General features: G+C 64.9%; 21 protein-coding genes. All 21 read left to right on the top strand.

Translation table 11 applies throughout. From position 1 onward, the window contains the following. The first annotated feature begins 104 nt into the window (after nt 1-104). The 21 genes from merF (at nt 105) to V8359_RS12170 (ending at nt 15,407) form a co-directional block, all read left to right on the top strand. Nucleotides 105-329 (top strand): mercury resistance system transport protein MerF, encoded by a 225-nt coding sequence (gene merF, locus V8359_RS12270; protein WP_336429209.1) that lies wholly within the window; start codon nt 105-107, stop codon nt 327-329. Between the two features lie 12 nt (nt 330-341). Then, complete coding sequence (locus V8359_RS12265) at nt 342-500, top strand: hypothetical protein (RefSeq protein WP_336429207.1); 159 nt, start codon at nt 342-344, stop codon at nt 498-500. Next, on the top strand, nt 497-1,852 hold the full coding sequence (locus V8359_RS12260) for a dihydrolipoyl dehydrogenase family protein (RefSeq protein WP_336429205.1): 1,356 nt from the start codon (nt 497-499) through the stop codon (nt 1,850-1,852). The genes V8359_RS12265 and V8359_RS12260 overlap by 4 nt, the downstream gene beginning before the upstream one ends. Nucleotides 1,853-1,913: 61 nt before the next feature. After that, complete coding sequence (gene merA / locus V8359_RS12255) at nt 1,914-3,365, top strand: mercury(II) reductase (protein WP_336429204.1); 1,452 nt, start codon at nt 1,914-1,916, stop codon at nt 3,363-3,365. Between the two features lie 144 nt (nt 3,366-3,509). Continuing rightward, nucleotides 3,510-6,059 carry a heavy metal translocating P-type ATPase gene (locus V8359_RS12250; protein ID WP_336429203.1) on the top strand — a complete coding sequence of 850 codons (2,550 nt, stop codon included), beginning with the start codon at nt 3,510-3,512 and terminating at the stop codon, nt 6,057-6,059. A 10-nt stretch (nt 6,060-6,069) separates the two neighbouring features. After that, nucleotides 6,070-6,474 carry a Cu(I)-responsive transcriptional regulator gene (gene cueR, locus V8359_RS12245; RefSeq protein ID WP_336429202.1) on the top strand — a complete coding sequence of 135 codons (405 nt, stop codon included), beginning with the start codon at nt 6,070-6,072 and terminating at the stop codon, nt 6,472-6,474. After that, nucleotides 6,474-6,917: a hypothetical protein gene (locus V8359_RS12240; protein WP_336429201.1), complete on the top strand. Its 444-nt coding sequence runs from the start codon at nt 6,474-6,476 to the stop codon at nt 6,915-6,917. The genes cueR and V8359_RS12240 overlap by 1 nt, the downstream gene beginning before the upstream one ends. Before the next feature lie 138 nt (nt 6,918-7,055). Beyond that, complete coding sequence (locus V8359_RS12235; protein ID WP_336429200.1) at nt 7,056-8,513, top strand: multicopper oxidase family protein; 1,458 nt, start codon at nt 7,056-7,058, stop codon at nt 8,511-8,513. A 4-nt stretch (nt 8,514-8,517) separates the two neighbouring features. Then, a complete protein-coding gene (locus V8359_RS12230) occupies nt 8,518-9,450 on the top strand; it encodes a WD40/YVTN/BNR-like repeat-containing protein (RefSeq protein WP_336429199.1) in 933 nt (310 codons plus the stop codon). Between the two features lie 16 nt (nt 9,451-9,466). Further along, nucleotides 9,467-9,946 (top strand): DUF411 domain-containing protein, encoded by a 480-nt coding sequence (locus V8359_RS12225; protein ID WP_336429198.1) that lies wholly within the window; start codon nt 9,467-9,469, stop codon nt 9,944-9,946. Between the two features lie 132 nt (nt 9,947-10,078). Beyond that, complete coding sequence (locus tag V8359_RS12220; RefSeq protein ID WP_336429197.1) at nt 10,079-10,255, top strand: hypothetical protein; 177 nt, start codon at nt 10,079-10,081, stop codon at nt 10,253-10,255. After that, nucleotides 10,252-10,734 carry a c-type cytochrome gene (locus tag V8359_RS12215; protein ID WP_336429196.1) on the top strand — a complete coding sequence of 161 codons (483 nt, stop codon included), beginning with the start codon at nt 10,252-10,254 and terminating at the stop codon, nt 10,732-10,734. Before V8359_RS12220 ends, V8359_RS12215 begins: the two co-directional genes overlap by 4 nt. Further along, nucleotides 10,731-11,303 (top strand): DsbE family thiol:disulfide interchange protein, encoded by a 573-nt coding sequence (locus V8359_RS12210; RefSeq protein ID WP_336429195.1) that lies wholly within the window; start codon nt 10,731-10,733, stop codon nt 11,301-11,303. Before V8359_RS12215 ends, V8359_RS12210 begins: the two co-directional genes overlap by 4 nt. Next, nucleotides 11,300-11,830 (top strand): TlpA family protein disulfide reductase, encoded by a 531-nt coding sequence (locus tag V8359_RS12205; RefSeq protein ID WP_336429194.1) that lies wholly within the window; start codon nt 11,300-11,302, stop codon nt 11,828-11,830. The genes V8359_RS12210 and V8359_RS12205 overlap by 4 nt, the downstream gene beginning before the upstream one ends. Then, a complete protein-coding gene (locus V8359_RS12200; protein WP_336429193.1) occupies nt 11,827-12,099 on the top strand; it encodes a hypothetical protein in 273 nt (90 codons plus the stop codon). The genes V8359_RS12205 and V8359_RS12200 overlap by 4 nt, the downstream gene beginning before the upstream one ends. A gap of 28 nt (nt 12,100-12,127) precedes the next feature. After that, nucleotides 12,128-12,433, top strand: coding sequence for a hypothetical protein (locus V8359_RS12195; protein ID WP_336429192.1), 306 nt, complete (start codon nt 12,128-12,130; stop codon nt 12,431-12,433). A 63-nt stretch (nt 12,434-12,496) separates the two neighbouring features. Beyond that, the gene (locus tag V8359_RS12190; RefSeq protein ID WP_336429191.1) at nt 12,497-13,153 is read left to right on the top strand and encodes an SCO family protein; all 657 of its coding nucleotides are present in this window, start codon (nt 12,497-12,499) and stop codon (nt 13,151-13,153) included. Continuing rightward, nucleotides 13,150-13,590, top strand: coding sequence for a copper chaperone PCu(A)C (locus V8359_RS12185; protein ID WP_336429190.1), 441 nt, complete (start codon nt 13,150-13,152; stop codon nt 13,588-13,590). Before V8359_RS12190 ends, V8359_RS12185 begins: the two co-directional genes overlap by 4 nt. Next, nucleotides 13,587-14,189, top strand: a complete 603-nt coding sequence (locus V8359_RS12180) for a cytochrome-c oxidase (RefSeq protein WP_336429189.1) — start codon at nt 13,587-13,589, stop codon at nt 14,187-14,189. Before V8359_RS12185 ends, V8359_RS12180 begins: the two co-directional genes overlap by 4 nt. After that, a complete protein-coding gene (locus V8359_RS12175; protein WP_336429188.1) occupies nt 14,186-14,686 on the top strand; it encodes a hypothetical protein in 501 nt (166 codons plus the stop codon). The genes V8359_RS12180 and V8359_RS12175 overlap by 4 nt, the downstream gene beginning before the upstream one ends. Next, a complete protein-coding gene (locus tag V8359_RS12170; protein ID WP_336429186.1) occupies nt 14,679-15,407 on the top strand; it encodes a cytochrome c biogenesis CcdA family protein in 729 nt (242 codons plus the stop codon). Before V8359_RS12175 ends, V8359_RS12170 begins: the two co-directional genes overlap by 8 nt.

The raw sequence follows: 15,407 nt of genomic DNA, 5'->3' as shown, positions 1-15,407 counted from the left end.
CGGAGTGCTCGCGACGGCAGTGGCGCTGACCTGGCGCACAATGCGCCGCGGCAGGAAAACTGGCGAATGCTGTATGCAGCTGGGTACACCAGGGGGAGCGCAGGATGGCTGAAAGCTCTGACCACAAGCTGCTGCTCACCGGGATCGTCGGCACCGTCGTTGCGGTGCTCTGCTGCTTCACACCAATCCTGGTCGTGCTGCTGGGAGCTATCGGCCTCTCTGCAGTGCTGGGCTGGATCGACTACGCTCTGCTGCCCGCACTGGCATTCTTCATCGCGCTAACCGTCTACGCCGTGTGGCGCAGGCAACGGCACCAAGGCAACACCTGAAAGGAACGACCCATGATGACTCAATGCTTTTCTGCGATGGCAGCGTTTGGCCCCGGCTGGACCCTCACCGTCGCCCTGATCGCGGCAACGACCGCACTGACCTTCCTTGTGACCAGGCGCGCAAATGCGCAGCGCGACCGGACGACCAGGATCGACACGAGCACGGCATGAGTGACGCATATGACCATGATCTGATCGTGATCGGGGCCGGCACCGGCGGCAACGGGGTGGCCCGGATGACCGCGGCGGCGGGCTGGAACGTGGCCAGCATCGACAGCCTGCCCTATGGCGGGACGTGCGCCCTGCGCGGCTGTGATCCCAAGAAGATGCTGGTGGCTGTCACCGAGGGCGTGGACTGGGCCGAAAACCTGGCGGGCAAGGGCCTCAAGACCCAGATTTCCATCGACTGGGCCGAAATGATGGCCTTCAAGCGCACATTCACGGACGTCATGCCGGGGCGGATCGAGGCCGGATTGGAGAAGGCGGGCGTCACGACGCTGCACGGCGCCGCGCGCTTCACCGGCCCGGACACGATCGAATTGAACGGCAAAACCCTGCGCGCAGAGCACTTCCACATCGCCACCGGCGCGCGGCCGATGACGCTGGACATTCCCGGCGAAGAACATCTGATCACCAGCACCGATTTTCTTGAACTGACCGAACGTCCCGAGCGGATCGTCTTCGTCGGCGGCGGCTTCATCGCCATGGAGTTCGCCCATATCGCCAAGCGCACCGGGGCGGCAGAGGTGACGGTTCTGGAAATGATGGACCGCCCCTTGGGCAATTTCGATCCCGATCTTGTTGCGATGCTGGTCGAGGCCACGGAACATCTCGGCGTCGACCTGCGGACAGAAGCGAAAGTGCTGAAGATCGAGAAACATGGCGGTGAATTCGCCATCACCGTCGAGCGGCCGGGCGGCACGGAAATCGTCATCTGCGACACCGTGGTTCATGCGACCGGACGGGTGCCCAATATCGACGGGCTGAATCTTGAGGCCGCCGGAGTGGAATACGGCCCGCGCGGCATCACGGTCAGCATCGCGATGCGCTCCACCAACCCGGCCATCTTCGCGACCGGAGACTGCGCCGACAGCGGCCCCCAACTGACGCCTGTCTCGGCCAACGAGGGCCGTGTTGCGGGCAAGAACCTATTGGCGGGCAAGGATGCGCGCGAGGTGTCCTACCCGCCGATCCCGAGCGTCGTCTTCACCCTGCCGATGGTCGCGACCGTCGGCCTGTCGGAAGCTGCAGCCCGAAAGAAGGGCCTGAAGTTCGACACGCATTTCGAGAAGACCGACGGCTGGTATTCCTCGCTGCGGGTCGGCGCAAAATGGTCGGGCTACAAGGTTCTGGTCGAGCAAGAGACCGGAAAGATCCTCGGTGCGCACCTGATCGGACCAGGGGCCGAGGAGCAAATCAACCTGTTTGCCATGGCGATAGGAGCGGGCCAGACAGCCAACCAGATCAAGGCGATGATCTTCGCCTATCCGAGTTACGCCTCCGACATAGGCGGGATGGTCTGACACACGACTTTCGGGGCGTCGCGAGGTCGATTGTTCCCACAAATAGTGAAGGAAAACGACAATGGACCAGCAAGTGGACCCCCATGACTGCTGCACACCGGGCGGCGCGGGACGCCGCGACTTCGACCTTGCCGTGATCGGCGCCGGATCGGCTGGCTTCTCAGCCGCGATCACCGCCGCCGAAGGGGGTAAGCGCGTCGCGCTTATCGGCCATGGCACCATCGGCGGCACCTGCGTGAACGTCGGCTGCGTGCCGTCCAAGACGATGATCCGCGCCGCCGAGGCGGTGCATGGTGCGAAAGCCGCTCAACGGTTTCCCGGCTTGCAAGGTGAGGCGCAGGTGGATGATTGGGCGGCGCTGGTCGCGGCCAAGGACGATCTCGTCGCGACGCTGCGGCAGAAGAAATACGCCGATCTGCTGCCGGGTTATGAGACGATCACCTACATCGACGAAGGCCCGGCGCGGTTGGCGAAGAGCGGGGTCGAGGTCGGCGGGCGCAAGATCACAGCGTCCAAGGTGATCATTGCCACCGGCGGTCGGCCTGCCGTTCCCGACATCCCCGGTATCTTGGACGCGCCGACGCTCGACAGCACGTCGCTTCTGGAGCTGGACCAATTGCCCGAGAGCCTGATCTTCCTTGGCGGCGGTTATGTCGGTGTCGAGCTTGCGCAAATGATGGCGCGGATGGGCACGCGCGTTACCATCGTCTGCCGCTCGCGCCTCTTGCCGCGCACCGAGCCGGAGGTGTCCGAGGCGCTCACAGAAATCCTACGCGCCGAGGGTTTCACGATCCTCGATGGCGCGAGCTACGTCGCCGCGCGACGCGACGGGGAGCGCGCGGGCCTGACCGTGACGCTGGACGGTACCGCACGCGATCTGACGGCCGATCACCTCGTTCTGACGACGGGACGCGCGCCCAATACTGAGGGGCTGGGCCTCGCCGAGATGGGCGTCGAGACCGACACACGCGGTGCGATCCACGTCGGCGACGACATGCAGACCACGAAGCCCGGGGTCTTCGCCGCCGGTGACGTGACCGACCGCGACCAGTTCGTCTACATGGCCGCCAACGGCGCCAAGCTCGCGGCCCGCAACGCTGTGCTGGAAGGGACGGAGCGCTACGACAACGCCGCGATGCCCTGGGTGGTGTTCACCGATCCGCAGGTCGCCGGCGTCGGGTTGACCGAGGCCCAGGCGCGCGCGGCGGGTCATGACGTCAAGACCAGCGTGCTGACCCTCGACAACGTACCCCGCGCGCTCGCCGCCCGCGACACGCGCGGGCTGATCAAGCTGATCGCGGACCGGGCAACCGACCGCCTGCTGGGCGGCGTGATCATGGCCCCCGAGGGCGCCGACAGCGTTCAGACGCTTGTCATGGCCCTGAAGTTCGGCATGACGACAAAATCGCTCGGCGAGACGATCTTCCCCTACCTCACCACCGTCGAGGGTTTGAAGCTCGCCGCGCAGACCTTCGACAAGGACGTGGCGAAACTGTCCTGCTGTGCAGGGTGAGGCAGGAGCGCCCGAGCGCTCGCCACGACAGGTGTACCGCCTCTCGGAGTACTTGCGCATCAAGAGACTGCAAGAGCGTCGCAGACCGGTAGAATGTAATTACTTTCTCAGCCATCTTGACCTTCCAGTTGAAGGAACCCCCATATGGAAGAAAACCGCGCAAGCTGGAAGGCCGAGATCATGGACACGCAGCATATCAAGATAGCCATTGAGGGCATGACCTGCGCGTCTTGCGTGGGGCGGGTCGAAAGAACGTTGGCGGATGTGAACGGGGTCAGTGACGTTTCGGTCAACCTTGCCAGTGAGTCTGCGCAATTCAACATCACGGAGGGTACCGATTTCACTCAGGTCGCTACGGTGCTTGAGAGCATTGGCTATCCATTGCGCACCCGGACCGTGAAGCTGACCCTGACGTCGATGTCCTGCGCCTCTTGCGTGGGCCGGGTAGATCGCGCGCTCGGCGCGCTGACCGGCGTTCTGGACGTCAACGTGAACCTCGCCTCCGAGAGCGCGACGGTGACGATTGCCGAGGGGGCAGTGACTCCGCAGGAACTTTTGACTGCGACGCGCGCGGCTGGCTATCCGGCGGAGCTTGCGGAGACGGGCGAGGGCCTCTCGGCGGTTGCGCGTAAGGAAGAAGACGCTCGTCTGATCGCCCGCAAGACCCTGATCGCGGCCCTGCTGGCGCTGCCAGTCTTTCTGATCGAAATGGGCAGCCACGTGATTCCCGGCGTTCATGACCTGATCGCAGGGACGATCGGACATCAGGCAAGCTGGTATCTCCAGTTCGTGCTGACGACCATCATCCTCGCGGGGCCGGGGCGGGTGTTCTATGCCAAGGGCTTTCCCGCTCTCCTGCGGGGCGCGCCGGACATGAACAGTCTTGTTGCCGTGGGCACCGGCGCGGCCTGGGCCTATTCGGTGGTGGCGACCTTCCTGCCCGGCCTTCTGCCCGAGGCCGTGCGCGCGGTCTATTTCGAGGCGGCCGCCGTGATCGTCGTGCTGATCCTTCTGGGCCGCTGGCTGGAGGCGCGCGCCAAGGGCCGCACCGGGGCGGCGATCGAGCGGTTGCTCGGGCTGCAGGCACGCACGGCCCGCGTGATCCGCGATGGCGAGGCCAGGGACGTCGATATTGACGATATCCGTGTCGGCGACACCCTTCTGGTGTGCCCCGGCGAACGAATCGCCCTCGACGGCGAGGTCACGCAAGGCGAGGCCTATGTCGACGAGAGCATGATCACGGGCGAGCCCGTGCCGGCCGCCAAGGCGCAAGGTGACGCGGTGACCGGCGGCACGGTCAACGGGTCCGGCAGCCTGTACATTCGCGCCACGCGGGTTGGTGCGGATACGACGCTGGCGCAGATCATCCGCATGGTCGAAGATGCGCAGGGCGCCAAACTGCCCATCCAGGGGCTAGTCGACCGCATCACGCTGTGGTTCGTGCCCGTCGTGATGGCCGTGGCCGCGCTCACGGTGGCGATATGGCTGGCGCAGGGGCCTGACCCTGCCGTGACGCTGGCGCTGGTGGCCGGGGTGTCGGTGCTGATCATAGCCTGCCCCTGCGCGATGGGGCTGGCCACGCCGACCTCGATCATGGTGGGCACCGGGCGCGCGGCGGAGATGGGCGTGCTGTTTCGCAAGGGCGATGCGCTGCAGGCGCTGGCGTCGGTCGATGTGGTGGCGCTCGACAAGACCGGCACGGTGACCGAGGGCCGCCCCGAGATGACCGATCTGCTGCTGGCCGACGGGTTCGACCGGGCCGAGGTACTGTCGTTGATCGCCGCGGTCGAGAGCCAATCTGAGCATCCCGTGGCCGAGGCGATCACCCGCGCGGCGCAGGCCGAAGGGGCTGCGCGGGTCGAAGTGGACCAGTTCGAGTCAGTCACCGGCTACGGTGTGCGTGCCCGCGTGTCGGGCCATGACGTGCTGGTCGGGGCGGATCGGCTGATGGCGCGCGAGGGGCTGGACACCGGCGACCTTGCCACGGCGGAGGCCGACCTCGCCGCAAAGGGCCGCACTGCGCTCTTTGCGGCCATCGACGGGCGGGTCGCCGCCGTGATCGCCGTGGCCGACCCGGTCAAACCGTCGAGCGCCGGGGCGATCCGCGCCCTGCACGCCGCCGATCTGCGCGTGGCGATGATCACCGGCGACAAACGCGAGACGGCGGACGCCATCGCCCGCGAGGTGGGGATCGACACGGTTATCGCGGGCGTGCTGCCGGATGGCAAGGTGGCCGCGCTCGACACGCTGCGCGAGGGCGGCGCGCGCGTGGCCTTTGTTGGCGACGGGATCAACGATGCGCCGGCGCTGGCCCATGCGGATGTCGGCATCGCGATCGGTACCGGGACCGACGTGGCCATCGAATCCGCCGACGTGGTGCTGATGTCGGGCGACCTGCGCGGCGTCGTGAACGCCTTTCAGGTCTCGCGCCACACGATGCGCAATATCCGGCAGAACCTGGTCTGGGCCTTCGGCTACAACACCGCGCTTATCCCGGTGGCGGCGGGAGTGCTTTATCCTGCGCTCGGGCTGCTGCTGTCGCCGGTTCTGGCGGCCGGCGCCATGGCGCTCAGCTCAGTCTTCGTGCTGACCAACGCGCTGCGCCTGCGCCGATTGCGCCCGGCGATGGATGAAAGCGCACGCGCCAGCCGCTCACATCACCGGTCCGCGGCCCAACCAGCCCCGGCGGAATAGGAGACACTCCATGAATATCGGAGATATCGCGCGGATCACGAATCTGCCCGCCAAGACAATACGGTATTACGAGGATATTGGCCTGGTTAATCCGGCACGCGATGACAACGCCTATCGCCGTTTCAGCGATAATGATCTGCACAAGCTGGATTTCATCGGGCGCGCCCGATCTCTCGGCTTCGCGATCGAGGATTGCCGCGCTTTGCTAGCTTTGTATGAGGACAAGGACCGCGCGAGCGCGGATGTTAAACAGATTGCCCAACATCATCTGGATGTTATCGACGCCAAGATCGCCGAACTGACCGCGATGCGCGCCACCGTCGGTCACCTCATCGAGAGCTGCGCAGGCGATCATCGGCCAGATTGCCCGATCCTCGAGGATCTGGCTGTTGTCTCGAATAAAGAGCCTAGCTGATGCACGTCATACACTCCAATGTTCGGATTGCCGCAGCGCGAAAGGTCGCAGGCTCCTGGCTGGACAGGCCCACCCCTTCAGCCTATCTTCTTCGTATGCGCCGCCTATCATCCATCCTGCTACTGGCATTTCTCGCGGTCTTTGCCGTGGGCAATATCGCGCATGCGGTGAGCGCCAATGATATGGCGCTCGAAATGGCCGTGATGGATGACGGCGCGATGGCCATAGAGGACTGTCAAGGCTGTCCGACAGATGGCGAAGGTGCTGACGACACGACGCTGTGCCAACTCGATTGCACTGCACCCGGCGCGATGGCCCTGACGGCGGCTGCGTCTATTGAGTATATGATACCAACCCTTCGTCATGACCGGCCCCTGAGCGTGACCGTGCCGCATGGTCAGCGTTCACCACCGGATCCTTTCCCTCCCCGACCCTTCGTCTGATCCGACGCCACGGGCGCTGACACCAGCGTTTTCGTGGCCGTCGGACTGCGTCTTCCGAAACCTTAACGGTATCGGGGCGCACTCGATCGCGCGACTTGTGCGCGACCCCCGATGGTAGAGATCAGATGAGACAGACACATGAAATCGACATTCACACCGGCGCTGTCGCGCCGCGGCTTTCTGGCCGGTAGTGCTGCGGCAGGTGCAGCAGTTTCCGTGCGCCCGGCCTGGGCGGACACTACAACGCCCTTCACCCTGCGCGCCGCCCCGGGACGGGCGCGGCTTGTTCCCGAACCCTGGGGCGAGACTGACATCTGGTGCTATGGCGGCGCTGTCCCGGGCCCCGAGATCCGGGTGCGGCAGGGCGACCGGCTTAGCATCGCGGTCGAGAACGCGCTGGACGAGGAAACCACCGTGCACTGGCACGGGCTGCGGGTGCCCAACGCCATGGACGGTGTGCCGCATCTGACGCAGGCCCCGATCGCGCCGAGTGAGACATTTACCTACGCGTTTGATGCCGTCGATGCCGGAACCTTCTGGTATCACCCGCACCAGCGCAGCTTCGAGCAGGTCGGGCGCGGGCTTTACGGCGCGTTGATCATCGAAGAAGCAAACCCGCCGCGCGTGGACCGCGAGATGGTCTGGGTGCTCGACGACTGGCGCCTGACCCAAGAGGCCGGGATTGCCGACGGTTTCGGCGGATTTCATGACATGAGCCATGGCGGACGGTTGGGCAATACCGTGACGATCAACGGGCGTGTGCCGGATGCGGTACAGGTAAAGGCGGGCGAGCGGGTCCGGTTGCGCCTGATCAACGCGGCCAATGCCCGCATCTTCGCACTGGATTTCGGCGATCTGGCACCGCAGGTCATCGCGCTTGACGGGCAGCCGGTAACGCCGCACGCACCTCAAGACGCGCGCGGATGGGTGGTGATCGGCCCGGCGATGCGGGTCGATCTGATGCTCGACATGACGGGCGCGCCGAGCGAGACGCTGACCGTCACCGACCGATTCTATTCGGACCGGAATTTCGAAGTGGTCGATCTGGCCTATTCCGAGACGCCCCTGCGCGATGCGCCGCCCGACTGGGACATGGCGCTGGCCCCGAACCCGCTGCCCGAGCCCGACATCGCCCGTGCCCGCCACCACGAAGTGACCTTCACCGGCGGCATGATGGGCGGGATGGTCGAACGCCAGATGGGGCTGACATCCGAGGGCGGCATGATGGGTGGCGGAATGATGAACCGGATGCACGACGGCGGCATCTGGTTCATCAACGGCGTCGCAGCCGAAGGGCATATCCTCGACCCGATGCTGGTGCTGGAACGCGATGCCAGCCACGTCATCGCCATGACCAACGCCACGGCGTTCCACCACCCGATCCACCTGCACGGCCATTCCTTCCGCGTGATCAGCCGCAATGGGACGCCCACTGTGCATCATGAATGGCAGGACACGGTGCTGATGGCCCCGCGTGAACGCGTCGAGATCGCCTTCGTCGCCGACAATCCGGGTGACTGGATGTTCCATTGCCACATCCTCGAGCATCAGGCGGGCGGGATGATGGGCGTGATCCGTGTCGCGCGAGGAGGATGAGAAAATGAACGTCAATCATCCGACCACACGGCCGCTTGGACGGCGCTGCGTGCTTGGCATGCTGGGCGCTGTGGCCGCCGCCGGGCTGATGCCAGCGCGGCGGGCGCAGGCCAAAGGCGCGGCAACCTCTGCCTTGGATTTCGACGGTGAAGCGCTTGTCGTCGTTGGCACGCGTGTTCAGCGGTTTGATCCGTCTGGCGACGCAACCCGCCTGCCTGCGCCGCGCACCCCGATCAGGGCTTTGGCCTGTCACCCAGACCGTCCGGGGCAGCTTTTCGCGGCGCTGGACGGCGGCGGGCTGGACCGGTCCGAGGATGGTGGCCGGACATGGAGCGCTGCTTCGGGCGGCCTGCCGCAGGCACAGATCACTGCACTCGCCATCGCGGCGGGTGCACCCGATTCGGTCTATGCCGCCATCGCCGGCGACGGGCTGTGGCGCAGCGAGGATGCAGGGACCAGATGGTCTTTCGTGATGGACCGCCCCTGGATCGCCGAAGCCGAGCGCGAGATTCTGACCCTCGCTTCGGTCAATCTCGCCAGCGGTATGGGCGGTATCTGGATCTATGCCGGGACCGACCAGGGCGTGACCCGAGTACCTGACTGTTTCTGCCGCTGGCAGGACGTGGTGGCGGGTGACGCGATGGATGCGCTGGTCGCGGGAACGTCGCCCGCGCCGGAAGCCCCGTTGCCTGAAGGCGAGCCCGTCAAATCGCTGGTCTCAGCCAATAGTGCGCCGGAACGGCTTTACGCGGCGCTGCCTTCGGGGCTTTGGGCCTCCACGGATGGCGGCGTTGCCTGGGAGAACAGGTCCAGCCTGCACGCACAGGCGCTTGCCGTTGATCCGGCAGACCCCGACCACATCGCCGCCACCTCCGCGACCAAACTGAAACACAGCCGGGACGGTGGCGCCACGTGGGCCACGCTTGCCGCGCTCTGAGAAAGGAACACCGATCATGAAAATGGTACTTGCCGTCACCCTGGGGATCGCAGGCGCGGCCACGGCCGCCTATGTCGCGACAGATCGCGAGACCCCGTCACCGGTTATCGCATCCGCCGCCGCGCAGGGCGCGGAACCGGTCACCATCTGGCGCAGCCCCGGCTGCGGCTGCTGCGACGCCTATGCCGAATATCTGCGCGCCGAGGGCTTCGCGGTCAATGTGATCGACGACCGCGATTTCGACCAAAGGTCGATCGAGATGGGCGTGCCCGAGCGGGGCATCGGCTGCCACCTCGCCATGATCGATGGCTATGTCGTCAGCGGCCTCGTGCCGTCCGAGATCATCGAGCGGTTGCTGGACGAACGTCCCGACATCACTGGCATCACCCTGCCGGGCATGCCCGGTAACGCGCCGGGGATGGCACCTGCGAAAACCGGAACTCTGCGCACCTATGCTTTCGGGCCGGAAGGTGTCGCGGTCTATTCCGATGAATGACGGCGCGGGCCTGTTGGCTGACACGCTCGGGACCGCGTTTGCGATCCTCGCGATGACTCTCGGTCCCATTTTCGCCGTGGCAGCTCTTTGCCTCGCGATTTGGGCAATCTGTAAATACATAAGGAGTTCAACATGAACGGCACTGTAGATGGCCCGGGAACGGGAATGATGAGCGACTGCATGGGCCAGATGATGGGTGGCCCAATGATGGGTATGATGTTGGGTGGTGGGCTGGTCTTCTTGCTGCTTATTGGGGTGCTGATCCTCGCGGCGGCGGCGTTGATCAAATATCTGCGGCGGCCGACATGACACGCGTTGGATTTGTTGCCGGAGGCGCCCTCGTACTGATCGCGGGTGTGGCCGCCTGGGTCGTGGCGGCCGCGCCGCAGGACACCCCGGAAGGGTTGACCTTTCTGGGCGCGCCGGTGACGGCCGAACAGGTCGCACTCGGGCAGGATCTTTATGCCGCCAATTGCGCGTCCTGTCATGGGGTCAATCTGGAAGGTCAGCCGGATTGGCGCAGGCGGAACGAAGACGGTCGCATGCCAGCGCCGCCGCATGATGCCAGCGGTCACACCTGGCACCATGCCGACCGGCAGCTGTTCACGATCACGAAGCTGGGTGTCGGCGCGGTGGTCCCCGGCTACGAGAGCGACATGCCCGCATTTGAAGGCATTCTCTCGGACGACGAGATCACCGCGGTACTCGCCTTCATCAAGAGCACATGGTCTGAGCGCGAACGCGGGTTTCAGACAGAGGTAACGGCCAATGACGGGGACGGATCATGACCGCGGAGGCACAGCCAACCACGCGCCGGGTCTCGCCGCTGGCGGTGTTGCCCGTCGTAATCTTTGCAGGACTCGCTGCCGCCTTCTACTGGGGGCTTTTCAATAACGATGATCGGCTGCCCTCGACCCTGATCGGCAAGCCGGTGCCGGAATTCGATCTGCCGCCCATAGAGGGGCGCAGCGATGGGTTGGCCACCACTGATCTGACGGGCGAAGTGTCCATCGTCAATGTCTGGGCGTCCTGGTGTGTGCCGTGCCGCGCCGAGAACCCGCTCTTGGTGGCGCTTGCCGAGACCGCCGCGGTCCCGATCCATGGGATCAACTACAAGGACGCACCGGGCGCCGCGCTCGCGTTTCTGGATGAGTTGGGGGATCCCTTCACCCGCATAGGGGCGGACCGGAATGGCCGCGTTGCCATCGACTGGGGGGTTTACGGCGTGCCGGAAACCTACGTCATCGACGCCAAGGGTCGCATCGCGATGAAACATGTGGGCCCATTCAACCGGAATATCCTGGAAACCGACATCATGCCCGTGGTCCGGGCGCTGCAAGCGGAGGCAACCCCATGAGACGCCGAGACTTCCTTGTCGCCACGGCTGCGGCGGCATTGGCCACGCCGGTCGCCGCGGGCCCGGTAATGCCACTTCGGGACAGCCCGCGAGAGATGCCCTCGCCCCCCTTCGTGAACGGCGCCGGGCGCGACCTGATGCTCGATGATTTCCATGGCAAGGTTGTGCTGCTGAACATCTGGGCCACTTGGTGCGCGCCTTGCCGCGAGGAGATGCCGACGCTCGACGCCCTCCAGGCCCGGCTTGGTGGCGACGATTTCCATGTCCTGCCGCTGTCGATCGACCGGGCGGGGCTGGGACCGGTGCGCCGCTTCTACGACGAAATCGGGATCCGGCATCTTGGAATGTATCTGGCCGATCAGACCCGCGTGATGATGGCTTTCGCGGCCTACGGCTTGCCGACAACCATTCTGATTGACCGGCAGGGCCGCGAGCTTGGCCGTCTCGTTGGTCCGTCCGAGTGGGACAGCCCGGAAAATATCGCACTTTTTGAGACAATCATAGCAAAAGGAAAAGACACGCCATGACAAACATACCGCTTGTGCGCCGCCGTCAGGCTGCGCCCGCCCGTTGGGCGCTGAGCCGCCGTCAGACCGTGATCGCGGCGATGGTGGTGGTCGGCGCGGGGCTCTGGCTCAACTGGGGCTGGCTTGCGGCCATTGGTGTGGCGCCCCTGATCCTGAGCCTCGCGCCCTGCGCGGTGATGTGCGCCACCGGATACTGCGTCATGTGCAAAAGCAAGGGCTGTGACGCAGCAAAGACCCCGGCCGATATGCCGGACACGACGAGGGACTGACCTCTGAACTCAACCCAAGGAGACGACCATGAAAACGACCAAGACACTGAGCCTCGCTGCCACGTTCGCAGCTCTTATCGCTGCCCCGATGGCCTTTGCACAAGACGACACCGCACCCGCGCAGATGGACGGGCCGATGATGCAGGACGGCGGCATGATGGGCGGGGATATGTCCGGCATGCAGAACATGATGGGCATGATGAAGATGATGGAGCAGATGGGCCCGATGATGGAGGCCTGCACCGAGATGATGCAACAAATGGCCCATCACAGCCCCCAACATGACATGCCGCCGGCCGGGACCGATGCGGACCCTGCACCGCAGGGCGGTTGAGCGAACGTTGCCCGGGCCACGGTCCTGGCCCGGGCGGCCCCACCTTTTGAAAGGCCCGATCACATGAACCAAACTTCGAACGGTTACGGATTGAGCCGCATCCGTCGCGGTCTCTGGGCACTGACTGGCGTTGCCGCAGTCGCGCTCGGGGCCGCCTTCCTCTGGCAGGCACAGACCCCGGCAGACCTGCCCGCCCCCCGCGTCACCGGCGAGGCGGCGATCACCAATGCCTATACCCTGACCGACCATACCGGACGATCGGTGACGGCGGACAGCTTCGACGGCCAGTGGCAGCTGGTTTTCTTCGGCTTTACCCATTGCCCGGATATCTGCCCGACAACGCTGGCCTACATGGCGCAGGTGATGGACGCACTCGGCCCCAAGTCCGCGCAGGTAACGCCGATCTTCGTTACAGTGGACCCAGCCCGCGACACGCGCGACGTCATGGCCGCCTATGTCGAAGCCTTCCATCCCCGCATGGTCGGCCTCACGGGGACGGAGGCGCAGATCGCTGAGGCCGCAGGCAATTTCCGCGTCTGGTACGAGCGCGCCGAGGATACCACCGCACCCAACGGCTACACCATGGCCCATTCCGGACACATCTATGTCATGGCCCCAGACGGCGGCTTCGTCGATGTCTGGCTGGAGGGTGACGCGCCCGCTGAAACCTTCGCCAATAATCTCTCGAACCTCATTCAAACGACAGGATCCTCCTCGTGAAACCCATTGCTCTCGCCGTCTTCTGCGCGGCCCTCCCGACTCTCGCCGCCGCCGATGTGAGTGTCACAGACCCGTGGGCCCGCGCCAGCATCCTGGCCAGCCGCCCCGGCGCCGCATACCTCACGCTGGAAAGCGATATCGCGGACCGGCTCACGGCGCTTGAAACGCCCGCGGCGGGCCATGTGATGCTGCATGACACTGTAACGGATACCAACGGCGTCTCCCGCATGAACCATATCGAAGCACTCGATCTCACCCCCGGCACACCCGTCACCTTCGCCCCCGGAGGAATGCACCTGATGCTGATGGATCTGACCGGGAAGCTGGAGGAGGGCAGCACCTTTCCGCTGACCCTGACCTTCGAGAATGCCGGGGAGATCACGGTCGAGGTGCCGGTTCTGAGCGTGACCGCGACCGGGCCGGGAAACGCGGAATGAGACGCATCCTGTTCATTTTGGCCATCCTGTTCCCGGCAGGTTCGGCAATCGCGCATCATCCAGGCGAGCGGATCGACGAGGTGATGGCCGAGCGGGAACCTGCGTTCGAGCCGACCGACCTGCGGCGCACGCCGCGTCTGCGCGGGACCGATGCCGATGGCGGAGCCCTGCGGCTGGAAGCCCTGCAGGACCGGATCGTCGTGGTAACCTTCGCGCCCGAGGGCTGCGACGCGCCGTGCGAGGCCCAGCAGGCGCTAGTGCGCAAGGTGCAGGAGGGGGTAAACATCACCCCGATGCGCGAGTGGGTTACTTTCCTGACCGTTGGCCCCGCCACAGGAGTTGGCTGGGATCGAGCGAATTGGCATGCGATAACGTCGAAGGGAGACGCGGGCAAAACAAGGGCGAACTTTTCCGCCCTTTCTGATCGAAATGGCAGCACGCCAATGGTTCACATCATTGATCGAGGCGGGCGACATGCTGCCATTTTCCACGGCACCGGGTTTGGCCACGTGAATCTCATCCTGTACCTTAGCGAGCTGGCTAACGCACCACCCCCGGAGCCTGGCTGGTTCGACAGCATCTTGGGACTATTCCAATGACGGCAGTCCCGTTCACCCATGTGGCGGAGACGCGCAACTGGCTGGTCACCCTGCGCCGGTATCTCGTATTCTCCGCCATTGCGCACCTGCTCTGGGAGTTCGCGCATATTCCGCTTTACACGATCTGGCTGAGCGGAGCGCCCGGGGAGATCGTCTTCGCGGCGGTGCACTGCACCGGGGGCGATATCCTGATCACCCTCAGCACCTTCACGATCGCGCTCTTGCTGTTCGGCCGACCCACATGGCCGCAGACGCAAGGGCCCCGTGTTCTCCTTGCTGCGCTGATCTTCGGTGTCGGCTACACGATCTTCAGCGAATGGCTAAACATCGAGATCCGTGAGGCTTGGGCTTACCGCGATCTCATGCCTGTCATTCCCGTGATCGATGCAGGGTTGAGCCCGATCCTGCAATGGGTGGTCATTCCGACTGCGGCCTATTCCTATGCTCTTGGTTGGTGGCCATGGCGACAGAGAACGCTGGAGGCGACGCATGGCTGACCTCTCGCTCATCGGGATGACCGCGGCCCTTCTGGCAGGTGCGATATCCTTCGTCTCACCCTGTGTGCTACCATTGGTGCCCGGCTATGTCTCCTATATCGCCGGGCGCTCGGTAGGCGGCGCGGTGGCACCCCGGCGCGGTCAGGTCGTCTGGCTCAGCCTCTGGTTCGTGCTGGGTTTTTCCACGATCTTCATGATCCTCGGAGCCTCGGCCACCGCCCTGGGGCAATCCTTGCTGCGCTGGCGGTACGAGCTCAACATCCTGGGCGGCGGCATTATCATCCTGTTCGGGCTGTTCATGCTGGGCGCGGCCCGCATCCAGGCGATGGAGCGGGATTTCCGCTTTCGCCTCGACCTGCCCGGGGGGCGCCCCACAGGCTCTTACGTGCTTGGGCTCGCCTTCGGCTTTGGCTGGACCCCCTGCATCGGCCCGATCCTTGGCGCGATCCTGACAGCGAGCGCGACAAGTGCAACGATCGGGCAGGGCGTGGCGCTCCTTGCGATCTACTCCGCCGGGCTTGGCGTACCGTTCCTTGTTGTCGCCGCCTTCACCGACCGCCTGACGGGCCGTCTGCGCGGAGTGGGTCGCGTGGGGCACCGTCTGCATCAGGGCGCGGGCGTCGTGATGATCCTGATGGGGCTGGCCATGATCACCGGACAGTTGAGCGCGCTCTCATACTGGCTGCTCGACACCTTCCCTCTCCTCGGCCGGATCGGGTAA

The organism is Roseovarius sp. E0-M6, assembly GCF_037083845.1.
Lineage (GTDB): Bacteria > Pseudomonadota > Alphaproteobacteria > Rhodobacterales > Rhodobacteraceae > Roseovarius.
Note: the sequence above shows the minus strand (reverse complement) of the source record. Positions and strands in the feature narration are given on the sequence as shown.